This window comes from Pseudomonas sp. FP215, from assembly GCF_030687795.1.
GTDB lineage: Bacteria > Pseudomonadota > Gammaproteobacteria > Pseudomonadales > Pseudomonadaceae > Aquipseudomonas > Aquipseudomonas salmasensis.
The window spans coordinates 4,659,181-4,683,527 of sequence record NZ_CP117447.1 but is presented as its reverse complement, the minus strand read 5'-3'; the positions used below and the strand labels follow the sequence as shown (position 1 = coordinate 4,683,527).

The window sequence follows — 24,347 nt, the reverse complement described above, 5'->3', positions numbered from 1 at the left end:
AATGCGGAGAAATTAGATGAGTGCGCTCTACATGATTGTCGGCACCCTGGTTGCTCTGGGTGTGTTGGTGACCTTCCACGAATTCGGCCACTTCTGGGTGGCGCGTCGTTGCGGCGTCAAGGTATTGCGCTTTTCCGTCGGTTTCGGCATGCCGTTGTTGCGCTGGCATGACCGCCGCGGCACTGAGTTTGTCATTGCTGCTATCCCGTTGGGCGGCTACGTCAAGATGCTCGATGAGCGCGAAGGCGAAGTGCCTGCAGACCAGTTGGACCAGTCGTTCAATCGCAAGACCGTTCGTCAGCGTATTGCAATTGTTGCGGCGGGGCCGATTGCCAATTTCCTGTTGGCGATGGTGTTCTTCTGGGTCCTGGCCATGCTGGGTAGCCAGCAGGTGCGCCCGGTCATTGGTGCGGTCGAAGCGGACAGCATCGCGGCCAAGGCTGGCCTGACGGCTGGGCAGGAAATTGTATCCATTGATGGCGAACCCACCACGGGTTGGGGCGCGGTCAACTTGCAGTTGGTACGTCGCCTGGGCGAGAGCGGCACCGTCAATGTGGTGGTGCGCGACCAGGATTCCAGCGCCGAAACCCCGCGGGCATTGGCTCTGGACCATTGGCTCAAGGGCGCTGATGAGCCCGATCCGATCAAATCCCTGGGGATCCGCCCTTGGCGTCCGGCCTTGCCGCCGGTGCTGGCCGAGCTCGACCCGAAAGGCCCGGCCCAGGCTGCTGGCCTGAAAACCGGCGATCGCTTGCTGGCCCTCGATGGCCAGGCGCTGGGTGACTGGCAGCAGGTGGTCGACCTGGTGCGTGTGCGCCCTGATACCAAAATTGTGCTGAAAGTTGAGCGCGACGGTGCTCAAATCGACGTCCCTGTGACCTTGTCGGTGCGAAGCGAAGCCAAGGCAGCCGGGGGTTACCTGGGAGCCGGGGTCAAGGGTGTCGAGTGGCCGCCATCGATGGTGCGAGAGGTCAGCTACGGGCCTTTGGCCGCGATTGGCGAGGGTGCGAAACGCACCTGGACCATGAGCGTGCTGACCCTCGAATCCCTCAAGAAAATGTTGTTCGGTGAGCTCTCGGTAAAAAACTTGAGTGGACCGATAACCATTGCTAAAGTGGCGGGCGCTTCTGCCCAGTCGGGTGTCGCGGATTTCCTGAATTTCCTGGCTTATCTGAGTATTAGCCTTGGGGTTCTGAATTTGCTGCCCATTCCAGTATTGGATGGGGGGCATCTGCTGTTTTATCTGGTCGAGTGGGTGCGTGGTCGCCCCTTGTCGGATCGGGTGCAGGGTTGGGGGATACAGATCGGTATCAGTTTGGTGGTTGGGGTGATGTTGTTAGCCCTGGTCAACGATCTGGGACGTCTGTAACGCTTCGCTGAATTGCGAATCTGCCGCATTTTGCGGCAGTTTGTTTATTGCCAGTTGGAATAAGAAAGGACTTCATGAAACGTCTGCTGCTAACTGCGGTTCTCACCGTATTGATGATCGCCGAAGTTCACGCCGAGTCCTTCACCATCTCCGATATTCGCGTCAACGGCCTCCAGCGGGTTTCCGCGGGTAGCGTCTTTGGTGCCTTGCCGTTGAACGTCGGGGAACAGGCGGATGATCGTCGCCTGGTGGAATCCACTCGTGCGCTGTTCAAAACCGGGTTCTTTCAAGATATCCAACTGGGTCGCGAAGGCAACGTCCTGGTCATCACGGTCGTCGAGCGACCTTCCGTCGCGAGTATCGCGATCGAAGGTAACAAGGCCATCTCCACTGAAGACCTGATGAAGGGCCTGAAGCAATCGGGCCTGGCCGAGGGCGAGATCTTCCAGCGCGCGACCCTTGAGGGTGTGCGTAACGAGCTGCAACGCCAGTACGTTGCCCAGGGTCGCTACTCCGCGACGGTGGAAACCGAAGTGATCCCCCAGCCTCGTAACCGTGTGGGCCTGAAGGTCAACATCAACGAAGGCACCGTGGCCGCCATCCAGCACATCAACGTCGTGGGCAACACCAAGTTCCCTGATGAAGACCTGGTCGACTTGTTCGAACTCAAGACCACCAACTGGTTGTCGTTCTTCAAGAACGATGACAAGTACGCCCGTGAAAAACTCTCCGGTGACCTGGAACGCCTGCGCTCCTACTACCTGGACCGTGGCTACATCAATATGGACATCGCTTCGACCCAGGTGTCCATCACCCCGGACAAGAAGCACGTCTACATCACCGTCAACGTCAACGAAGGCGAGAAGTACAAGGTTCGTGACGTCAAGCTCAGCGGCGACCTGAAAGTACCTGAAGACCAGGTCAAGTCCCTGCTGCTGGTGCAGAAGGACCAAGTGTTCTCGCGCAAGCTGATGACCACCACCTCTGAACTGATCACCCGTCGCCTGGGTAACGAAGGCTATACCTTCGCCAACGTCAACGGCGTGCCGACCCCGAATGATGAAGACCACACTGTGGACATCACCTTCGTCGTCGATCCAGGCAAGCGTGCCTATGTCAACCGCATCAACTTCCGTGGCAACACCAAGTCTGCGGACGAAGTGCTGCGTCGTGAAATGCGTCAGATGGAAGGTGGCTGGGCGTCGACCTACCTGATCGACCAGTCCAAGACCCGTCTTGAACGCCTGGGCTTCTTCAAGGAAGTCAACGTCGAAACCCCGGCTGTACCGGGTGTGGATGACCAAGTTGACGTGAACTACGCCGTGGAAGAACAAGCCTCGGGTTCGATCACCGCCAGCGTCGGTTTCGCTCAGAGCGCCGGTTTGATCCTGGGTGGTTCCATCACGCAGAACAACTTCCTGGGTACCGGTAACCGTGTGTCCATCGGCCTGACCCGCAGCGAATACCAGAGCCGATACAACTTCGGCTACACCGACCCCTACTGGACTGCAGACGGTGTGAGCCTGGGCTACAACGCCTTCTACCGCACCACCGACTACAAAGACCTCGATGTTGACGTTGCAAGTTATGCGATCGACAGCCTGGGTGCTGGTGTCAACGTGGGTTACCCGATCAGCGAGACCTCGCGCCTGACCTTCGGCCTCACCGCGCAGCAGGATGAGATCAAGACCGGTGTGTACACCGTGGACGAAATCTTTGACTTCACCCGTCGTGAAGGCGACAAGTTCCTCAACTTCAAGGCGTCCGCCGGCTGGTCCGAGTCGACCCTGAACAAAGGCGTACTGGCAACCCGCGGCCACTCCCAGAGCCTGACTGCGGAAGTCACCACGCCGGGCAGCGACCTGTCGTTCTTCAAGCTCGACTACCGCGGCCAGTTGTTCCAGCCGTTGAGCGATAACTACACCCTGCGCCTGCACACAGAGCTGGGCTATGGCGACGGTTATGGTTCGACCGATGGCTTGCCGTTCTATGAAAACTACTATGCTGGTGGCTTCAACTCGGTACGTGGCTTCAAGGACAGTACCCTGGGCCCGCGTGGTACCCCAAGCCGTGGTTTTGGCGTGACGGGTAACCGAGGCACCACTGCTGATTCGGACAATGACCCGTTGCCATTCGGTGGTAACGTGCTGATTCAGGGTGGTGCAGAGGTCCTGTTCCCGCTGCCATTCGTGAAAGACCAGCGGTCGCTGCGTACTTCGGTCTTCTGGGACGTGGGTAACGTTTTCGACTCCAAGTGCGATCAGATCACCAACCCAAGTGGCGTGAAGTCCAACACCCAATGCAACGACGTGAGCCTCAGCAACCTGGCAAGCTCCGTGGGCGTGGGTGTGACCTGGGTGACTGCGCTGGGCCCGTTGAGCTTTGCTCTGGCCATGCCGATCAAGAAACCGGATAACGCTGAAACCCAGATTTTCCAATTCTCCCTCGGCCAGACGTTCTAAGCGTCTGACCTAAGATAACGACAACGGATTCTGTAGGAGTACATCGTGCGTAAGTTGACTCAATTGGTCTTGCTGGCCACTGTGCTGGTCACCACCCCGGCCTTCGCCGAAATGAAAATCGCCGTTCTGAACTATCAGATGGCCCTGCTGGAATCCGATGCGGCCAAGCGATACGCCGTGGATGCCGAGAAGAAGTTCGGTCCGCAACTGACCAAGCTCAAGACCCTGGAAAGCAGCGCCAAGGGCATCCAGGACCGCCTGGTAGCCGGTGGCGACAAGATGCAGCAAGGCGAGCGCGAGCGTCTGGAGCTTGAATTCAAGCAAAAGGCCCGTGACTACCAGTTCCAATCCAAAGAGCTGAACGAAGCCAAAGCTGTGGCCGACCGCGAAATGCTCAAGCAGCTCAAGCCGAAATTGGACAGCGCTGTGGAAGAAGTCATCAAGAAAGGTGCCTTTGACCTGGTGTTCGAGCGTGGCGCCGTGATCGACGTCAAGCCTCAATACGACATCACCCGCCAGGTGATCGAGCGCATGAACCAGCTGAAGTAAACCATGACAGCGACTATCAAACTCGGCGAGTTGGCCGAGTTCCTGGGGGCCACTTTGCGTGGCTCCAAGGAGAAAGAAATCACTGGGCTAGCCACCTTGCAGGAGGCTGGCCCAGCTCAGTTGAGCTTCCTCGCAAATCCTCAATACCGTAAATACCTGGTCGACTGCCAGGCCGCAGCCGTGTTGCTGAAGGCCGCTGACGCCGAAGGGTTTATTGGGGATGCGCTGGTGGTGGCCGACCCGTACCTGTCGTACGCCAAGGCGTCGCACCTGTTCGATCCCAAGCCGAAGGCGGCTGGCGGTATTCACCCGTCTGCCGTGATCGCCGATGATGCCCAGGTTGACCCGGCGGCCAGCATCGGCGCGTTTGCCGTGATCGAGAGTGGGGCGCGTATTGGTGCAGGCGTCACCGTGGGTGCCCACTGTTTCATCGGCGCGCGCTGCGTAATTGGTGCTGATGGTTGGCTGGCTCCTCGCGTAACCCTGTACCACGATGTGCGTATCGGTCAGCGAGTGGTCATCCAGTCGGGCGCCGTGATCGGCGGTGAAGGCTTCGGCTTTGCCAACTCCAAAGGTGTCTGGCACAAGATCGCCCAGGTCGGTGGCGTATTGATCGGCGATGATGTGGAGATCGGCGTAAACACCGCTGTGGATCGCGGGGCCCTGGCCGATACCGTGATCGGTAACGGTGTAAAGCTCGATAACCAGATCCAGATCGCCCACAACGTGCAGATTGGCGATCACACCGCCATGGCCGCCTGCGTGGGTATTTCCGGCAGCACCAAGATCGGCAAGCATTGCATGCTCGCCGGTGGCGTAGGGCTGGTGGGCCATATCGATATTTGCGACAACGTCTTCATCACCGGCATGACCATGGTGACCCACTCGATCACAGAGCCAGGGGCCTATTCGTCCGGTACCGCGATGCAACCTGCGGCCGAATGGCGCAAGAGTGCCGCGCGTTTGAGGAAGATCGACGACATGGCACGACGTATTAAACAGCTTGAAAAGCGCGTCGGGGACGTGACCCCTGGCGGCAATGCTTCATCAGAAGGCTGATACCATTTCCATATCAAGTGTGCGCAGCCGCTAGACGGCCTCCTTGATTTGCTAGCGGGGCGTGCGCCTGGTGCGCCCGCCCCCAATCTTTATTACAGGCTTCCCCCCGAAATGATGGACATCAACGAGATTCGCGAATACCTGCCTCACCGTTACCCGTTCCTGCTGGTGGATCGCGTAGTGGACCTCAACGTCGAGGAAAAGCGCATTCGTGCCTACAAGAATGTCAGCATCAACGAACCATTCTTCAACGGTCACTTTCCTGCGCATCCAATCATGCCAGGTGTGTTGATCATCGAAGCCATGGCCCAGGCTGCCGGTATCCTTGGTTTCAAAATGCTCGACCTCAAGCCTGCCGACGGCACGCTTTACTATTTCGTGGGTTCGGACAAGCTGCGTTTTCGCAACCCGGTCACCCCGGGTGACCAGTTGATCCTGGAAGCCAAGTTCATCAGTTGCAAGCGCCAGATCTGGAAGTTCGAATGCCAGGCCTCGGTAGATGGCAAGCCGGTGTGCTCTGCCGAGATCATCTGTGCGGAACGCAAACTATGAGTTTGATTGACCCTCGCGCAATCATCGATCCGTCGGCCGTACTGGCCGCCGACGTTGAGGTCGGCCCTTGGTCGATCGTCGGCGCAGGTGTGGAAATCGGCGAGGGGACTGTCATCGGGCCACACGTGATCCTTAAAGGTCCGACCCGTATTGGCAAACACAATCGTATCTACCAGTTCTCCTCGGTAGGCGAAGACACCCCGGACATGAAGTACAAGGGTGAAGAAACACGCCTGGTCATCGGTGATCACAACATCATTCGTGAAGGCGTCACCATTCACCGTGGCACCGTGCAGGATCGCGCCGAAACCACCTTGGGTGATCACAACCTGGTGATGGCCTATGCGCATATCGGCCATGACAGCGTGATCGGCAACCATTGCATCCTGGTCAACAACACAGCCTTGGCAGGCCATGTGCACGTTGATGACTGGGCGATCCTCTCCGGTTTTACCCTGGTGCATCAGTACTGCCATATCGGCGCCCACAGCTTTTCCGGCATGGGCACCGCCATCGGCAAGGATGTCCCGGCGTTCGTGACGGTATTTGGCAACCCTGCCGAAGCCCGTAGCATGAATTTTGAAGGCATGCGTCGTCGCGGTTTCAGCGAAGAGGCCATCCACGCCCTGCGCCGTGCCTACAAGACGGTTTACCGCCAAGGGTTGACCGTGGAACAGGCCCTGGCCGAGTTGGCCGAACCTGCCACGCAGTTCCCGGAAGTCGCGGTGTTCCGTGACTCTATCCAGACCTCGACTCGCGGCATCACCCGCTGATCATGGCCACTTTGCGTATTGCGCTCGTGGCCGGTGAAGCTTCCGGCGATATCCTGGGTGCTGGCTTGATGCGGGCGCTCAAGGCCCAGCATCCGGCGGTGGAATTTATCGGGGTCGGTGGCCCGTTGATGCAGGCGGAGGGCCTGAGCTCCTACTTCCCCATGGAGCGGCTGTCGGTCATGGGGCTGGTGGAAGTCTTGGGGCGCCTGCGTGAGTTGTTGGCTCGCCGCAAGCTGCTGATCAAGACGCTGATCGAAGAAAAGCCTGACGTCTTTATCGGCATCGATGCCCCGGATTTCACGCTCAATATCGAACTCAAGTTGCGTCAGGCCGGGATCAAGACCGTGCACTACGTCAGCCCATCCGTATGGGCGTGGCGCCAGAAGCGCGTGTTGAAAATCCGCGAAGGCTGCGACCTGATGTTGACGTTGCTGCCATTCGAAGCCCGATTCTACGAAGAGAAGGGCGTGCCGGTGCGGTTTGTCGGCCACACCCTGGCTGACGCTATTCCCTTGCAAGCTGATCGTGCGGCTGCGCGTGCCGAGCTGGGTTTGCCCGATGGCCCCTTGGTGGCGTTGATGCCGGGGAGCCGTGGCGGCGAGGTGGGGCGCTTGGGCGCGTTGTTTTTTGATGCCGCCGAACGTCTTCAGGCGCAAAAGCCGGGAATCCGCTTTGTGCTGCCTTGCGCCAGTCCACAACGCCGTGCCCAGATCGAAACCCTGCTGGAAGGCCGCAATCTGCCGTTGACCCTGCTCGATGGCCAGTCCCACCTGGCCTTGGCAGCCTGCGATGCGGTGTTGATCGCCTCGGGCACTGCCACGCTTGAGGCCCTGCTGTACAAGCGGCCGATGGTCGTGGCCTATCGCCTGGCGCCACTGACCTTCTGGATCCTCAAGCGCATGGTCAAGAGCCCTTACATTTCCTTGCCCAACCTGCTGGCCCAGCGCCTGCTGGTGCCGGAGTTGTTGCAGGACGATGCAACGCCCGAAGCGCTTGCAAAAACCCTACTACCCTTGATCGATGGCGGCGAAGAGCAGACCCGTGGTTTCGACGACATCCACCGCACGTTGCGCCGTGATGCCTCGAACCAGGCGGCCGACGCCGTGCTGACCTTGATCGGCCATAAACAGGAAGCCTTATGACCATGCAAATGGGCCTGGATTTCAGCCTCGTTGCCCAAGCCCACGAACTGGTGGCGGGTGTTGACGAAGTCGGGCGCGGCCCGCTGTGTGGCGCGGTGGTCACGGCGGCGGTGATCCTTGATCCGAACCGCCCGATCCTGGGGCTCAACGATTCGAAGAAGCTCACCGAAGCCCGTCGCGAAAAGCTCTATGACGAGATCTGTGAAAAAGCCCTGAGCTGGCATATCGCCCGGGCTGAAGTCGAAGAGATCGACGAGCTGAATATCCTGCACGCCACCATGCTGGCGATGCAGCGCGCTGTGGAAGGGCTGCACATCACCCCGAAAATGGCGATGATCGACGGTAACCGCTGCCCCAAGCTGACGATGCCGTCCGAAGCGGTGGTCAAGGGCGATAGCAAGGTTCCCGCCATTGCCGCCGCCTCGATCCTGGCCAAGGTCAGCCGCGACCGTGAAATGGCCGCGTTCGAATTGATCTACCCCGGCTACGGGATTGGCGGGCATAAAGGCTACCCGACGCCCGTTCATCTGGAAGCCCTGGCTCGGCTTGGCCCCACTCCGATCCATCGCCGCTCGTTTGCCCCGGTACGCCAGGCTTATGAGGCCCGTGAAAGTCTGATCGAGGTTTAGCAGCAAGGCTGATGTTTTTACCCAGGCCCGGTACAATCCGGGCCTTGTTGTTTTCATGTATCAAGACAGGATCACTATGCCGGCTTCATTCGTTCATCTACGCCTGCACACTGAGTACTCCCTGGTCGACGGCCTGGTACGGATCAAACCGCTGGTCAAAACCCTGGTGGGCATGAACATGCCTGCGGTCGCGGTTACCGACCAGAACAACATGTGTTCCCTGGTCAAGTTCTACAAGAACGCCATGGGCGCCGGCATCAAGCCGATCTGCGGTGCCGACCTGTGGCTGTCCAACAAAGACCTGGATAACCCCCTGAGCCGCATCAGCCTGCTGGCGATGAACGGCGTCGGTTATCGCAACCTTACCGAACTGATTTCCCGTGGCTTTATCGACGGCCAGCGCAACGGCTCGATTATCATCGAGCGCGAGTGGGTGGCCGAAGCCAGCGAGGGCCTGATCATGCTCTCGGCGGCCAAAGAGGGTGAAATCGGTATCGCGCTGCTGGGCGGCAATCCCCAGGAAGCCGAGGTGCTGGCGCGCGAGTGGATGCAGGTATTCCCGGGCCGTTTCTACCTGGAAGTGCAGCGCACCAATCGCCCCAACGATGAAGAGCATTTGCACGCTGCTGTTGCCCTGGCCGACAAGCTGGGTGCGCCGCTGGTGGCGACCAACGATGTGCGCTTTATCAAGAAAGAAGACTTCGAAGCCCACGAAACCCGCGTGTGCATTGGCGAAGGCCGGGCCCTGGATGACCCGCGCCGTTCGAAGAACTACAGCGAAGAGCAGTACCTCAAAAGCGCCGATGAAATGGCGGAGCTGTTCAGCGATTTGCCCGAGGCCCTTGAGAACTCCGTCGAGATCGCCAAGCGCTGCAACATTGAAGTAAAGCTGGGCAAGCACTTCCTGCCCAACTTCCCGATTCCCGATGGCATGACCATCGACGAATATTTTCGCAAAGTGTCGTTCGATGGCCTGGAAGAACGCCTCAGCGTCCTGCTGCCCAAGGACACCACTGAGGACTACGAAGCCAAGCGCCAGGTGTATGTCGATCGGTTGAATTTCGAGCTGGATATCATCATCCAGATGGGATTCCCCGGTTACTTCCTGATCGTAATGGACTTTATCCAGTGGGCCAAAAACAACGGCGTACCGGTAGGTCCGGGCCGGGGGTCAGGTGCTGGCTCGCTGGTGGCCTATGTACAGAAGATCACCGACCTTGACCCGCTGGAATATGACCTGCTGTTCGAACGGTTCCTGAACCCGGAACGGGTTTCCATGCCCGACTTCGACGTCGACTTCTGCATGGATGGCCGTGACCGCGTGATTGAATACGTGGCCGAAAAATATGGCCGCAACGCGGTAAGTCAGATCATCACCTTCGGTTCCATGGCCGCCAAAGCGGTAATTCGCGACGTGGCGCGGGTGCAGGGCAAGTCCTACGGTTTGGCGGACCGCCTGTCGAAGATGATCCCGTTCGAAGTCGGCATGACCCTGGAAAAAGCCTACGAGCAGGAAGAAATCCTGCGCGACTTTATCAAGGTCGATGAAGAAGCCGCCGAAATCTGGGACATGGCGCGCAAGCTCGAAGGTGTGGTGCGTAACGTCGGTAAACACGCCGGCGGTGTGGTTATCGCGCCGACCAAGCTCACCGACTTTTCGCCGATCTATTGTGATGAAGAAGGCGACGGCCTGGTCACCCAGTTCGACAAGGACGACGTGGAGGCGGCCGGCCTGGTGAAGTTCGACTTCCTCGGCCTGCGGACCCTGACGATCATCGACTGGGCGCTCAAGACCATCAACCGCGACCGTGCCAAGGTCGGCGAAGAACCGCTGGATATCGCGTTTATCCCGCTGGACGACAAACCGACCTACAGCCTGCTGCAAAAAGCCGAAACCACCGCGGTATTCCAGCTTGAATCCCGCGGCATGAAAGAGCTGATCAAAAAGCTCAAGCCCGACTGCCTGGAAGACTTGATCGCACTGGTGGCCCTGTTCCGTCCGGGCCCGCTGCAATCGGGCATGGTGGATGACTTCATCAACCGTAAACACGGGCGCGCCGAGCTGGCTTACCCGCACTCCGACTACCAGTACGAGGGCCTCAAGCCGGTACTGGCGCCGACCTACGGCATCATCCTGTACCAGGAACAGGTGATGCAGATCGCCCAGGTGATGGCCGGCTACACCCTCGGCGGTGCGGACATGCTGCGTCGCGCCATGGGTAAGAAAAAACCCGAGGAAATGGCCAAGCAGCGCGGCGGTTTCATTGAAGGCTGCGCGACTAATAACATCGATGCCGACCTGGCCGGTAACATCTTCGACCTGGTAGAAAAATTCGCCGGTTATGGCTTCAACAAATCCCACTCCGCCGCCTACGGCCTGGTGTCGTACCAGACCGCCTGGCTGAAAGCCCATTACCCGGCGCCGTTCATGGCGGCGGTACTCTCGGCGGATATGCACAACACCGACAAGGTCGTGACCTTGATCGAGGAAGTGCGCACCATGAAGCTGCGCCTCGACGCGCCGGACGTGAACGCTTCGGAGTTCAAGTTCACGGTGAACGACGAAGGCCGCATCATCTATGGCCTCGGCGCGATCAAGGGCGTGGGCGAAGGCCCGGTGGAGGCCATTACCGAGGCGCGTCAGGACGGGCCGTTCAAAGACCTGTTCGATTTCTGCGCGCGGGTGGACCTCAAACGCATCAACAAGCGTACCCTCGATGGCCTGATCCGCAGCGGCGCACTCGACCGTCTTGGCCCGTACTTCCATGATGAGCCGAAGGCTTACCAGGCCAATATCGACCGCAACCGTGCGGTGCTGCTGACCGCCATGGAAGAGGCGATCAAGGCTGCCGAACAGACTGCCCGTACCCATGACAGCGGCCACGCCGACCTGTTTGGCGGGCTGTTCGTCGAAGAAGATGCGGATGTCTACGCCAACCACCGCAAGGCCAAGGAACTGACGCTCAAGGAACGCCTGAAAGGTGAGAAAGACACCTTGGGCCTGTATCTTACCGGCCACCCGATTGACGAGTACGAAGGCGAAATCCGCCGTTTCGCCCGTCAGCGCATCATCGACCTGAAACCGGCGCGGGATACCCAGACCGTCGCCGGCATGATCATCGCCCTGCGGGTGATGAAAAATAAGAAGGGCGACAAGATGGGCTTCATCACCCTCGATGACCGTTCGGGCCGCATCGAAGCGTCATTGTTTGCCGACGCGTTCCACTCCGCCCAGTCGCTGCTGCAAACCGACGCCATGGTGGTGGTGGAAGGGGAGGTCAGCAATGATGACTTCTCCGGTGGCCTGCGCCTGCGCATCAAGCGGGTGATGAGCATGGAAGATGCCCGCACCAACCTGGCCGAGAGCCTGCGCCTGAAGGTCAAGACCGAAGCGCTTAAAGGCGATCAGCTACGCTGGTTGGGTGACCTGCTCAAACGCCACCGTGGCGCGTGCCCGGTGACCATGGAGTACACCGGCAGCGATGCCAAGGCCATGTTGCAGTTTGGCGAGACGTGGCGAATTGATCCCGCTGATGGCTTGATTCAAGCTTTGCGTGACCAGTTCGGGCGAGACAACGTCTTCCTCCAATACCGTTGACGGTCAGATGAGTCTGATCTCGACTAAACATTTAATCTCGACCTAAACGCGCCTCTCCCTTAAGGTAGGGCGCGAATAGACAACCGGCTGGCCAGGCACCCCTTGGCCGTCGACCCAAGACGGACGCTTATGAACCCGAATTTTCTTGATTTCGAACAGCCGATCGCTGACCTGCAAGCCAAGATCGAAGAGCTGCGCCTGGTCGGCAATGACAATTCGCTGAATATCGGCGATGAGATCGCTCGCCTGCAAGACAAGAGCAGCACGCTCACCGAAGACATCTTCGGCAAGCTGACCAGCTGGCAGATCGCGCGCCTGGCTCGCCACCCGCGCCGTCCCTACACCCTGGACTACATCGAGCACATCTTCACCGAGTTCGACGAGTTGCACGGCGACCGTCACTTCTCCGACGACGCGGCCATCGTGGGCGGCATCGCTCGCCTGGACGACCAGCCGGTGATGGTGATCGGTCACCAGAAAGGCCGTGAAGTGCGCGAGAAAGTACGCCGCAACTTCGGCATGCCGCGTCCGGAAGGCTACCGCAAGGCGTGCCGCCTGATGGAAATGGCCGAGCGTTTCAAGATGCCGATCCTGACCTTCATCGACACGCCGGGTGCCTACCCAGGTATCGACGCCGAAGAGCGCAACCAGAGCGAAGCGATTGCCTGGAACCTGCGCGTCATGGCGCGCCTGAAAACCCCGATCATCGCCACCGTGATCGGTGAGGGTGGTTCCGGCGGTGCGTTGGCCATTGGTGTCTGCGACCAGTTGAATATGTTGCAATATTCGACCTACGCGGTGATCTCGCCGGAAGGTTGCGCCTCGATCCTGTGGAAGACCGCCGAAAAGGCGCCGGACGCTGCTGAAGCCATGGGCATCACCGCCGATCGCCTCAAAGGCCTGGGTATCGTCGACAAGGTCATCGCCGAGCCACTGGGCGGCGCCCACCGTGACCCGGCTGCCGCTGCTGCGACTATCCGTGCCGAGTTGGGTTCGCAACTGGCGATGCTCAAGAAGCTGGATAACGAAGCGCTGCTGGCTCGTCGTTATGAGCGCCTGATGAGCTACGGTCTCTAAGAGCGACGTAGTACCCAAATGTGGGAGCTGGCTTGCCTGCGATAGCATCACCTTGGTATCACTGATACACCGAGGTGTCTGCATCGCGGGCAAGCCCGGCTCCCACATTTGCTTTGTGTATGCTGACGAACGTATTCCAGTTTTGCGGCGGTGACGTGTGATGAAACCAACCCTGCCGGCCACACTCCTGCACACCCTGGCCAATTGGCGCAACGCGCCGGCCTGGCACATTGCATTCTCCGGCGGTCTCGACTCCACCGTCCTGCTGCACCTCCTGGCCTCGCTGGCCAAATTTGAAAATCTGCCTCCTCTCAGCGCCGTCCATGTCCACCATGGTCTGCAAGCTGCTGCCGATGCGTGGCCTGCTCATTGCCAAGCGGTCTGCGACAGCCTGGGCGTGCCCCTGCGGACCATGCACGTGCAGGTGCAGCCTGGCGCCAGTCTTGAACGTGCGGCCCGCGATGCGCGCTACCAAGCATTCATGCAGATCATGGGGGCAGGGGAGGTGCTTTTCACCGGCCAACACCGCGACGATCAAGCCGAAACCCTGCTGTTTCGCCTGCTGCGTGGCGCCGGTGTGCGAGGGTTGGCGGCTATGCCTGAGCATCGCCCCTTAGCGCAGGGCTACTTGGTGCGGCCGTTGCTGGCGTTCTCCCGTAGCGAACTGGAAGCCTACGCCCATCAGCATCAGTTGCAGTGGATCGAAGATCCCTCCAATGCTGATCCACGGTTTTCCCGCAATTACCTGCGTCACCGCGTATTCCCAACCCTGACGGAACGCTGGCCCCAGGCGATCACCCACCTGGCCCGCACTGCTGAACACATGGCTGAGGCTCAAGAGCTGCTCGACGAATTGGCGCTGATGGACCTGCAGCGCGCCGATCAGCCTTCTGCGTTTCCCTGGTTGCCTCTGCCGTCTCTGGCGCTTGAACCATTGCGTGAACTATCCGATGCCCGCCAGCGTAACGCCCTGCGGCATTGGCTGATGCCACTGACCCGTTTACCCGACAGCGACCACTGGGCTGGTTGGTATGCCCTGCGCGATGCCAAGGGGGACGCACAGCCTCTGTGGCGTCTGGCCGACGGTCAAATGCAGCGTAGCGGTGAACGCATCTGGTGGTTGCCCTCAGCATGGTCGGAGTTTTCCGACGCATCGGTGAGCTGGCCCGATGCGCAAAATCCACTAGAGTTAACGGGCAATGGCCAACTGAAGTTTATCGGCAAGACTCCCGAAGGCCCGCTGCAGGTTCGTTATCGCCAAGGTGGCGAAATCATCGACGTACCGGGCCGAGGCCGGCGTGATCTCAAGCGTCTGCTGAATGAAAGCGGCATACCGGGCTTCGTCCGTGGCAGATTGCCGCTGGTCTATCGGGGCGAGCAATTGCTGGCTGTGCCAAGCGTTGCGGGGGCATGGGCCCGGTCGATGGGTGAGGTGCAATTGGATTGGTTGCCACAGACCTGCGATCAAGGTTTGAGCTGATAGCGCCTTTCCGGTAGACTACGCTCCCTTCTTGATACAACTTCTGTGGATTCGCCTGAATCGCAGTCGTTGCCGATTACCAAGCAGTCTTTGCTGGGCGATTCCAAAAAATGTGTAGCGATCAACGTACCGGTGTTTCATTGCTGGTCTGTCACAACGCGGCGGTTTTTTTGAAAGGTGCACTGTGATTGATGCAGGTGATCGGGGGCTTCGGCCTTCCTTCGCTTTCCCCGGCGGCTCGGACCGCTTTAACGCAGACTTCTAGGGTTTTTCATGACGCGCTACATATTCGTCACGGGCGGTGTTGTTTCTTCATTGGGGAAAGGCATTGCCTCCGCTTCATTGGCGGCCATCCTGGAGGCGCGGGGACTTAAGGTCACCATGCTCAAGCTGGACCCGTACATCAACGTTGACCCGGGCACCATGAGCCCGTTCCAGCACGGTGAAGTGTTCGTCACCCACGACGGCGCCGAGACCGACCTGGACCTGGGCCACTACGAGCGGTTCATCCGCACGACCATGACCCAGAACAACAACTTCACCACCGGCCGTGTCTACGAGCACGTGCTGCGCAAAGAGCGCCGTGGTGACTACCTGGGTGCAACCATCCAGGTGATCCCGCACATCACCGACGAAATCAAGCGCCGCATCATCAAGGGTGCAGGCGATGCCGACGTGGCGATGGTCGAGATCGGTGGCACCGTGGGTGACATCGAGTCCCAGCCGTTCCTCGAAGCCATCCGCCAGTTGCGTTTCGAAGTCGGCGCCAAGCGCGCGATGCTGATGCACCTGACACTGGTGCCGTACATCGCCACTGCCGGCGAAACCAAAACCAAGCCTACCCAGCACTCGGTCAAGGAACTGCGTTCCATCGGCCTGCAGCCGGATGTGCTGGTATGCCGCTCCGATCACCCGATCGACATTTCCTCGCGCCGCAAGATCGCGCAGTTCACCAACGTTGAAGAACGTGCGGTAATTGCCCTGGAAGACGCCGACACCATTTACAAGATCCCGGGCATCCTGCACTCGCAGGGGCTGGATGATTTTGTGGTCGAGCGTTTCGGCCTGCAGTGCGGCGGTGCCGACCTGTCCGAGTGGGAAGCGGTTGTCGACGCCAAGCTCAACCCGGAGCATGAAGTCACCATCGCCATGGTCGGTAAGTACATGGAGCTGCTGGACGCCTACAAGTCGCTGATCGAAGCCATGAGCCACGCCGGTATCAGCAACCGTACCAAGGTCAACCTGCGCTACATCGACTCCGAAGACATCGAGAACCAGGGCACCGCGCTGCTCGAAGGTGTTGACGCGATCCTCGTTCCCGGCGGTTTCGGCCTGCGTGGCGTGGAAGGCAAGATCACTGCCGTGCAGTACGCCCGTGAAAACAAGGTGCCGTACCTGGGTATCTGCCTGGGCATGCAAGTGGCCGTTATCGAGTTCGCCCGTAACGTGCTGGGCTGGAAAGACGCCAACTCTACCGAGTTCGATCACAGCAGCGGCCATCCAGTCGTGGGCCTGATCACCGAGTGGGAAGACGCCACTGGCGCCGTTGAAACCCGTACCGAAAGCTCCGACCTGGGTGGCACTATGCGCCTTGGCGCACAAAACTGCTTGCTGGAGCCGGGTTCGCTGGTTCATGACTGCTACGGCAAGGACGTGATCGTCGAGCGCCACCGTCACCGTTATGAAGTGAACAACAACCTGCTGCCGCAGATCAAGGAAGCCGGCCTGAAGATTTCCGGTCGCTCCGATGATGGCAAGCTGGTTGAAGTGGTCGAAGCACCGGATCATCCATGGTTCGTGGCCTGCCAGTTCCACCCGGAGTTCACCTCGACGCCGCGCGACGGTCACCCGTTGTTCAGTGGTTTCGTCAAAGCAGCACTGACGCAACATCAGAAGAAGGCGTAAACCTGATGGCCCAGAAGATCATTCGCGTAGGCGACATCGAGATTGCCAACGACAAGCCCATGGTGCTGTTTGGCGGCATGAACGTGCTGGAAAGCCGCGACATGGCGATGCAGGTGTGTGAGGAGTACGTGCGGGTCACCCAGAAACTGGGTATCCCTTATGTCTTCAAGGCCAGCTTCGACAAGGCCAACCGTTCGTCCGTGACCTCCTATCGCGGCCCGGGCCTTGAAGAAGGCATGCGGATCTTCCAGGACATCAAGCAAGCCTTCGGCGTGCCGATCATCACCGACGTGCACGAGCCTGAGCAGGCTGCCGTGGTCGCCGAGGTATGCGACATCATCCAGTTGCCGGCCTTTCTGTCGCGCCAGACCGACCTCGTGGTCGCCATGGCCAAGACCGGCGCTGTGATCAATATCAAGAAAGCCCAGTTCCTCGCCCCCCAGGAGATGAAACACATCCTGAGCAAGTGCGTGGAAGCGGGTAACGACCAGTTGATCCTCTGCGAGCGGGGTTCAAGCTTCGGCTACAACAACCTCGTGGTGGACATGCTCGGTTTCGGCATCATGAAACAGTTCGAATACCCAGTGTTCTTCGACGTGACCCACGCGCTGCAAATGCCCGGTGGTCGTTCGGACTCCGCTGGCGGGCGACGTGCCCAGGTGACGGACCTGGCCAAGGCGGGCATGAGCCAGTCGCTGGCGGGCCTGTTCCTTGAAGCTCACCCAGACCCGGACAACGCCAAATGTGATGGCCCATGCGCCCTGCGCCTGGACAAGCTGGAGCCATTCTTGGCCCAGCTCAAGCAGTTGGACGAGCTGGTCAAGAGTTTTCCGACGGTAGAGACCGCGTAACTGGCATTTCTCCGGTAGAATTTCCCACGCTTTACGCTCAGGCCCCCGGGCCTGAGCCTTGTCGTCTGCAAGCCTGCCCCGTTGTTCCACCCTTGCGGTCGGTCAAAAGATTTCCTTCAGCTGCGTCGTTTTCGTCAACTTTGGAGTGTTTACAACAATGGCAAAAATCGTCGACATCAAAGGTCGTGAAGTTCTCGACTCCCGTGGCAACCCCACCGTCGAAGCCGACGTGCTTCTCGATAACGGCATCATCGGCAGCGCCTGCGCGCCGTCCGGTGCTTCCACCGGTTCGCGCGAAGCGCTGGAACTGCGTGATGGCGACAAGAGCCGTTACCTGGGCAAGGGTGTACTCAAGGCTGTAGCCAACATCAACGGTCCGATTCGTGACCTGTTGCTGGGCAAGGACCCGCTGGACCAGAAAGCCCTGGACCACGCGATGATCAAGCTCGACGGCACTGAAAACAAAGGCAGCCTCGGCGCCAACGCCATCCTCGCGGTGTCCCTGGCAGCTGCCAAGGCGGCCGCGCAGGACCAGGACCTGCCGTTGTACGCACACATTGCCAACCTGAACGGCACCCCTGGCGTCTACTCGATGCCGGTGCCGATGATGAACATCATCAACGGTGGCGAGCACGCGGATAACAACGTCGACATCCAGGAATTCATGGTGCAGCCGGTTGGCGCCAAGTCCTTCTCCGAAGGCCTGCGCATGGGCACCGAGATTTTCCATCACCTCAAGGCTGTACTGAAGGCCCGTGGCCTGAGCACTGCCGTGGGTGACGAAGGTGGTTTCGCGCCGAACCTGGCCTCCAACGAAGATGCACTCAAAGTCATCTCCGAAGCCGTCGCCAACGCTGGCTACAAGCTGGGCACCGACGTGACCCTGGCCCTGGACTGCGCCGCCAGCGAATTCTATGAAGACGGCAAGTACAACCTGTCCGGCGAAGGCCAGGTGTTCAACTCCGAAGGTTTTGCTGAATACCTCAAGGGCCTGACCCAGCGCTACCCGATCATCTCGATCGAAGACGGCCTGGACGAGTCCGACTGGGATGGCTGGAAAATCCTCACCGACAAGATCGGCGAGAAAATCCAGCTGGTGGGCGACGACTTGTTCGTAACCAACACCAAGATCCTGAAAGAAGGCATCGACAAGAAGATCGCCAACTCGATCCTGATCAAGTTCAACCAGATCGGCACCCTGACCGAAACCCTGGAAGCCATCCAGATGGCCAAGGCTGCGGGCTACACTGCCGTGATCTCCCATCGCTCCGGTGAAACCGAAGATTCCACCATTGCCGACCTGGCCGTGGGTACTTCGGCGGGCCAGATCAAGACCGGTTCCCTGTGCCGTTCCGATCGCGTGTCCAAGTACAACCAATTGCTGCGCATCGAAGAGCAATTGGCAGGTAAAGCCAAGTACAACGGTCGCGGCGAGTTTCGCGGCTAAGCAGTAAATGGTAAAAAGTCGGCGGATTACGTCAGAAATCTCACGAAAGTGTGAATTTCGGCGCTAATCTGCTGACTGACAAGCGCAAGCCTGGTTTTACCAGGCTTTGTGCTATCAGTTGCTGCAAAAGGTTTGCATGACTGTCTTTTTTCACTGGATATCCGGATTTCGATGCGCAGTCCCAATTGGTTGTTCCTCGTCTTGCTCTTGTTGCTGGCTGGCCTGCAGTACCGCCTATGGGTCGGTAATGGCAGCTTTGCGCAGGTAGAAGAGTTGACCCAGCAAATTGCCGACCAGCGTGCCGAAAACGAACGCCTGCTGGAGCGCAACCGTGTCCTCGACGCTGAAGTGCTTGAGCTGAAAAAAGGCACGGAGACCGTTGAAGAGCGGGCTCGTCATGAGTTGGGCATGGTCAAGGAGGGCGAAACCCTCTACCAGTTGGCCCAATGAGCCACGATTTACCGGCCTTCTGGGCCGTGATTCCTGCCGCGGGCGTCGGTGCCCGTATGGCCGCGGACCGTCCCAAGCAGTACCTGCAACTGGGCGGGCGCACTATTCTCGAACACAGCCTCGGCTGTTTTCTCGACCATCCCTCCCTCAAGGGCCTGGTGGTCAGTCTTGCAGTTGATGATCCTTATTGGCCCAGCTTGGCATGCGCCAACGACCCGCGTATCCAGCGTGCCGACGGAGGCTCGGAACGTTCCGGCTCGGTGCTCAATGCGCTGCTGCAACTCAATGCCCTGGGCGCCAGTGATGAAGACTGGGTCTTGGTGCATGACGCTGCGCGGCCTAACCTGAGCCGTGATGATCTCGACAAGCTCCTGGCGGAACTGGCCGATGATCCGGTAGGCGGCCTGCTGGCAGTGCCGGCGCGCGACACCCTCAAACGTGTCGACAAACATGGCCGTGTGGTGGACACCATTGATCGCAGCCTGATCTGGCAGGCTTACACGCCGCAGATGTTCCGCCTGGGCGCCTTGCATCGCGCCTTGGCCGACAGCCTGGTGGCCGATGCGCTGATCACCGATGAAGCCTCGGCCATGGAATGGTCCGGGCAGGCGCCGCGCCTGGTTGAAGGGCGTTCGGACAATATCAAGGTGACTCGGCCGGAAGATCTGGAGTGGTTGAAGTTGCGTTGGGCAAACCGGCGGTAACTTGTCAGACCGAGTTGGCCTCATCGCAGTATAGATATCGACACAACTTAGAGTCGACGCTGTACCTGTGGCGAGGGAGCTTGCTCTGGTGACGACCTGACAGCCGACGCTTATCTACCTGACACCCCACGATCCAACTGTGGGAGCTGGCTTGCCTGCGATGACGGCCTCCCAGCCGACACCTATCTACCTGACACCCCAATGATCCCACTGTGGGAGCGGGCTTGCTCGCGAAGGCGGCCTGGCAGTTAACACAGTTGGATTGTGTACATATCCATTGCTGCGGTAACGGCTACTTAGGGTTCCGCTCTGACAGCGGGTCACTTTTGGAAGGACCCAAAAGTAACCAAAAGGTCCTCGCCCCACCACTCGGCACCTCGCCTAGGCTCGGTGTGCCCGAACACAGGCTTGAATCCGTGGGCCGCCGCCACGCGCCATCCATGGCGCGGGGCGGCTAACCCGGCGTCCTGCCGGGTTACCCACGAATTCAAGCCTGCGTTCGGCCAGCGTGGTTTAACGGGGCGCTTGAGATCAAGATCACAAGCAGATCAAGAGCGGCTCGCTTCGCATCGTGGTTACGGTCGCTACAGAGTTGTGTAGATACCTATGGCTATCAGGCAAGCCACCTCCCACATTTGATCGCTGCCATAACAAACAACTCAGCCAACTGTGGGAGCCGGGCTTGCCCGCGATGAGCATAGGTATCTACATAACTTTGTGGGCTGTAGCAGCAGGCGGTAACCACGATGCGAAGCGAGTCGCTCTTGATCTTGCTCTTGATCTTAGGCGCCCCGTTAAACCACGCTGGCCGGAATTCGACAGGGATTTGGGGGGTAAACCGGCAGGGATGCCGGTTTAGCCGCCCCGCGCCATGGATGGCGCGTGGCGGCGGCCCCCCAAATCACTGGCGGATTACGGGCACACCGAGCCCAAGCGAGGTGCCGAGTGGTGGGGCAAGAGCGCTTTGCTTACTTTCGCGCTTTTCGAAAGTGAGCCGCCGTCAGGGCGGAACCCTAAGTGGCCGTTACCGCAGCAATGGATATGTACACAATCCAACTGTGTCGCCTGCCAGGCCGCCTTCGCGAGCAAGCCCGCTCCCACAGTGGGATCATTGGGGTGTCAGGTAGATAGGTATCGGCTGTCAGACCGCTATCGCAGGCAAGCCAGCTCCCACATTTAGATCGCGGTGCCTCAGCCAGATCAGCGTCGGCTGTCAGTCCGTCACGGGAGCAAGCTCCCTCGCCACAGATTTAGCGTTGTGCCGTAGTTGTGTAGATACCTATGCCGCGATGAGGCCGGTGCAGGCCACCTCAATTCAATGCTTGTACTCCGGCCTTTCAGCCAACCCCACCTTCAAGAAATCCACCAACTTCCTCACCTTCGGCGACAAATGCCGCTGCTGCGGATACAACGCCCACACCGCAGTATTCGGCGGTTGATGAGCCTGAAGCAACGACACCAACGCCCCGCTGTGCAGATGCTCCAGCACGTAGTAGTCCGGTAACTGGCACAAGCCCATGCCTTGCAACGCCGCATCCAGCACCGCTTGCCCACTGTTGCAGCGCCAATTGCCTTGTACCCGCTGGGAAAATTCCCGCCCGTCCTGGGCCATTTGCCAGATATCCGAGCTGCCAATCAGGCAGTTGTGCCGGCTCAACTCCGACAAGCTGTGTGGCCGACCGTACCGTTCGAGGTAGGAGGGCGACGCGCACAGGTACATGCGTCGAGGTGCCAGGCGGCTGGCAACCATGCGCGAGTCTTGCAGGCGTCCCAGGCGGATGGCCAGGTCGAGGCCTTCGTGGACCAGGTCCAGCGAGCGATTGCTCAACTCGATATCCACGCGCAATTGCGGATAGTGCGCCATGAACCGCGTCACCAGCGGCACGATAAAACGTTCGCCATAGGCCACGGCGCAGGTCATGCGCAACATGCCCTTGGGTTCGCTGGTCAGGTCGCCCACCGCGCGCAAGGCTTCCTCGCGACCGTCCTGCAGGCGTTGGCAGTGCTGCAGGAAGGTCTGGCCAGCTTCGGTCAGCGTCACCTTGCGTGTGCTGCGGTACAGCAATCGGGTTTGCAGGCGTTCTTCCAGGCGCGCCACTTGCCGGCTGACGTGGGAGGACGATACCCCCAGTCGCTCGGCCGCCGCCGTGAACTGGCTGCATTCGGCCACTGCGACAAACTCGTCAATGCCTTCCCAGCGGTTCTCCAGCATGTTGATTGTCCCTGTACGGCAATAATGTTTTGCTTTTGCCTGGATTATTCATCAATAGGCGATGTTTTACACTCACCGTCTCAGTTTTTAACCCGATGGAGAAACCCGGATGATCAAGTCCCGCGCCGCCGTAGCCTTCGAAGCCAAGAAGCCCCTTGAGATTGTTGAAGTGGATGTCGCCATGCCCAAGGCTGGCGAGGTGTTGCTGCGGGTAGTCGCGTCCGGCGTGTGCCACACCGACGCCTACACCTTGTCGGGCGCTGATCCGGAAGGCATCTTTCCGTCGATCCTGGGCCATGAAGGTGGTGCAGTGGTGGAAGCCATTGGCGAGGGCGTGACCTCGGTGGCTGTGGGCGATCACGTGATCCCGCTGTACACCCCGGAATGCGGCAAGTGCAAGTTCTGTCTGAGTGGCAAGACCAACCTGTGCCAGGCCATTCGCGCCACCCAGGGCAAGGGCTTGATGCCGGATGGCACCACGCGTTTTTCCTACAAAGGCCAGCCGATTTTCCACTACATGGGTACCTCGACGTTCTCCGAGTACACCGTGCTGCCGGAAATCTCCGTGGCCAAGATTCCTAAAGAAGCGCCGCTGGAAAAAGTCTGTCTGCTCGGTTGCGGTGTCACCACCGGCATCGGTGCGGTGATCAACACCGCCAAGGTCAAGCCGGGCGATACCGTGGCCGTCTTCGGCCTGGGCGGCATTGGTCTGTCGGCGATTATCGGCGCGGTCAAGGCTAAGGCCGGTCGCATCATCGCCATTGATATCAACCCGGCCAAGTTCGAAATCGCCAAGCAACTGGGCGCCACCGATTGCATCAACCCGAAAGACTACGACCGCCCAATCCAGGACGTGATTGTCGACCTGACTGACGGCGGTGTGGACTTCTCCTTCGAATGCATCGGCAATGTGCAACTGATGCGTGCGGCCCTTGAGTGCTGCCACAAAGGCTGGGGCGAGTCGGTGATCATCGGTGTGGCCGGTGCTGGCCAGGAAATTGCCACTCGCCCATTCCAACTGGTCACCGGGCGCGTCTGGCGTGGTTCGGCGTTTGGTGGCGTGCGCGGTCGTACCGAATTGCCAAGCTACGTGGAAATGGCCCAGACCGGCGAAATCCCGCTGGATACCTTCATCACCCACACCATGGGCCTGGAAGATATCAACAAAGCGTTTGACCTGATGCATGAAGGCAAGAGCATTCGTACCGTCATTCACTTCTGAGGTCGGCCATGAGTCTGGAAAACCTGTCATGCCAGAAGAGCTTCGGCGGCTGGCATAAACGTTACAAGCATCATTCCGATGTGCTGGGTTGCGACATGACCTTTGCCGTCTACCTGCCGCCGCAAGCGGAGCAGGGCGGCAAGCTGCCGGTGTTGTATTGGCTGTCCGGGTTGACCTGTACTGACGAGAACTTCATGCAGAAGGCCGGCGCCCAGCGCATGGCTGCCGAACTGGGCTTGATCATCGTCGCGCCAGATACCAGCCCCCGTGGCCCTGGCGTGCCGGGCGACCCGGACAATGCCTGGGACTTCGGCCTCGGCGCGGGCTTCTACCTCAATGCCACCCAGGAACCCTGGGCCAAGCACTATCGGATGCATGATTACGTGGTGCAGGAGTTGCCGGCACTGGTGGAAGCGCATTTCCCTGCGTCGGATAAACGCGGCATCAGCGGCCACTCCATGGGCGGTCACGGTGCGCTGGTCTGCGCATTGCGCAACCCTGGACGTTACCTGTCGGTGTCGGCGTTTTCGCCGATCAACAACCCGATGGACTGCCCGTGGGGCCAGAAAGCCTTTTCCCGTTATTTGGGGGAAGAGCGTTCGAAATGGCGCGAATGGGATGCCTGCGTGCTGATCAGCGAAGCCTCGGAAAAGTTGCCGCTCTTGGTGGACCAGGGCGATCGCGACGATTTCCTTGAGGTTCAACTCAAGCCCGAAGCCTTGCAGCAAGCGGCCAAGGCGGCCAACCATCCGCTGGAACTGCGCCTGCAGCCTGGCTACGACCACAGCTACTTCTTTATCGCCAGCTTCATCGAAGACCATTTGCGGCATCATGGTCGTGCTTTGCTCGGTTAATCCGAGGCAAAA

General features: G+C 59.5%; 19 protein-coding genes. 18 read left to right on the top strand and 1 reads right to left on the bottom strand.

Features of this window, described 5'->3' with window-relative positions; genetic code table 11:
• Positions 1-16 precede the first annotated feature (16 nt).
• The 16 genes from rseP (at position 17) to ispD (ending at position 20,047) form a co-directional block, all read left to right on the top strand.
• Positions 17-1,369 (top strand): sigma E protease regulator RseP, encoded by a 1,353-nt coding sequence (gene rseP, locus PSH76_RS21275; protein WP_032893184.1) that lies wholly within the window; start codon positions 17-19, stop codon positions 1,367-1,369.
• Between the two features lie 74 nt (positions 1,370-1,443).
• Positions 1,444-3,831 carry an outer membrane protein assembly factor BamA gene (bamA, locus tag PSH76_RS21270; protein WP_138761441.1) on the top strand — a complete coding sequence of 796 codons (2,388 nt, stop codon included), beginning with the start codon at positions 1,444-1,446 and terminating at the stop codon, positions 3,829-3,831.
• A 45-nt stretch (positions 3,832-3,876) separates the two neighbouring features.
• Complete coding sequence (locus tag PSH76_RS21265; protein ID WP_003189173.1) at positions 3,877-4,380, top strand: OmpH family outer membrane protein; 504 nt, start codon at positions 3,877-3,879, stop codon at positions 4,378-4,380.
• Between the two features lie 3 nt (positions 4,381-4,383).
• Entirely contained in the window at positions 4,384-5,439 is a 1,056-nt protein-coding gene (gene lpxD, locus PSH76_RS21260) for a UDP-3-O-(3-hydroxymyristoyl)glucosamine N-acyltransferase (protein WP_032893182.1), read from the top strand.
• Positions 5,440-5,550: 111 nt separating this feature from the next.
• On the top strand, positions 5,551-5,991 hold the full coding sequence (gene fabZ, locus PSH76_RS21255; protein ID WP_003172281.1) for a 3-hydroxyacyl-ACP dehydratase FabZ: 441 nt from the start codon (positions 5,551-5,553) through the stop codon (positions 5,989-5,991).
• Entirely contained in the window at positions 5,988-6,764 is a 777-nt protein-coding gene (lpxA, locus tag PSH76_RS21250; RefSeq protein ID WP_032893181.1) for an acyl-ACP--UDP-N-acetylglucosamine O-acyltransferase, read from the top strand. The genes fabZ and lpxA overlap by 4 nt, the downstream gene beginning before the upstream one ends.
• Before the next feature lie 2 nt (positions 6,765-6,766).
• A complete protein-coding gene (gene lpxB, locus PSH76_RS21245; protein ID WP_278918698.1) occupies positions 6,767-7,906 on the top strand; it encodes a lipid-A-disaccharide synthase in 1,140 nt (379 codons plus the stop codon).
• A gap of 2 nt (positions 7,907-7,908) precedes the next feature.
• The gene (gene rnhB / locus PSH76_RS21240; protein WP_161793220.1) at positions 7,909-8,535 is read left to right on the top strand and encodes a ribonuclease HII; all 627 of its coding nucleotides are present in this window, start codon (positions 7,909-7,911) and stop codon (positions 8,533-8,535) included.
• A 76-nt stretch (positions 8,536-8,611) separates the two neighbouring features.
• Complete coding sequence (gene dnaE / locus PSH76_RS21235; RefSeq protein ID WP_305492872.1) at positions 8,612-12,133, top strand: DNA polymerase III subunit alpha; 3,522 nt, start codon at positions 8,612-8,614, stop codon at positions 12,131-12,133.
• A gap of 129 nt (positions 12,134-12,262) precedes the next feature.
• Positions 12,263-13,210, top strand: a complete 948-nt coding sequence (locus PSH76_RS21230) for an acetyl-CoA carboxylase carboxyltransferase subunit alpha (protein ID WP_003189182.1) — start codon at positions 12,263-12,265, stop codon at positions 13,208-13,210.
• Positions 13,211-13,370: 160 nt separating this feature from the next.
• Positions 13,371-14,690, top strand: a complete 1,320-nt coding sequence (gene tilS / locus PSH76_RS21225) for a tRNA lysidine(34) synthetase TilS (protein WP_305492871.1) — start codon at positions 13,371-13,373, stop codon at positions 14,688-14,690.
• A 273-nt stretch (positions 14,691-14,963) separates the two neighbouring features.
• Positions 14,964-16,595: a CTP synthase gene (locus PSH76_RS21220; RefSeq protein WP_032893177.1), complete on the top strand. Its 1,632-nt coding sequence runs from the start codon at positions 14,964-14,966 to the stop codon at positions 16,593-16,595.
• A gap of 5 nt (positions 16,596-16,600) precedes the next feature.
• On the top strand, positions 16,601-17,446 hold the full coding sequence (gene kdsA / locus PSH76_RS21215) for a 3-deoxy-8-phosphooctulonate synthase (protein ID WP_003189190.1): 846 nt from the start codon (positions 16,601-16,603) through the stop codon (positions 17,444-17,446).
• A gap of 157 nt (positions 17,447-17,603) precedes the next feature.
• On the top strand, positions 17,604-18,893 hold the full coding sequence (gene eno, locus PSH76_RS21210) for a phosphopyruvate hydratase (RefSeq protein WP_003189193.1): 1,290 nt from the start codon (positions 17,604-17,606) through the stop codon (positions 18,891-18,893).
• A gap of 171 nt (positions 18,894-19,064) precedes the next feature.
• Entirely contained in the window at positions 19,065-19,343 is a 279-nt protein-coding gene (ftsB, locus tag PSH76_RS21205; RefSeq protein ID WP_003189195.1) for a cell division protein FtsB, read from the top strand.
• Complete coding sequence (gene ispD / locus PSH76_RS21200; protein WP_044272541.1) at positions 19,340-20,047, top strand: 2-C-methyl-D-erythritol 4-phosphate cytidylyltransferase; 708 nt, start codon at positions 19,340-19,342, stop codon at positions 20,045-20,047. The genes ftsB and ispD overlap by 4 nt, the downstream gene beginning before the upstream one ends.
• A gap of 1,315 nt (positions 20,048-21,362) precedes the next feature.
• Here ispD and PSH76_RS21195 read toward each other — a convergent pair.
• Positions 21,363-22,259 (bottom strand): LysR substrate-binding domain-containing protein, encoded by an 897-nt coding sequence (locus PSH76_RS21195; protein WP_032893175.1) that lies wholly within the window; start codon positions 22,257-22,259, stop codon positions 21,363-21,365.
• A 109-nt stretch (positions 22,260-22,368) separates the two neighbouring features.
• On the opposite strand from PSH76_RS21195, the gene PSH76_RS21190 reads away from it, so the two are divergent.
• Together PSH76_RS21190 and fghA are read left to right on the top strand one after the other, a co-directional pair.
• A complete protein-coding gene (locus tag PSH76_RS21190; RefSeq protein WP_003189203.1) occupies positions 22,369-23,481 on the top strand; it encodes an S-(hydroxymethyl)glutathione dehydrogenase/class III alcohol dehydrogenase in 1,113 nt (370 codons plus the stop codon).
• A gap of 8 nt (positions 23,482-23,489) precedes the next feature.
• The gene (gene fghA, locus PSH76_RS21185) at positions 23,490-24,335 is read left to right on the top strand and encodes an S-formylglutathione hydrolase (protein WP_032893174.1); all 846 of its coding nucleotides are present in this window, start codon (positions 23,490-23,492) and stop codon (positions 24,333-24,335) included.
• The last annotated feature ends 12 nt before the right edge of the window (positions 24,336-24,347 follow it).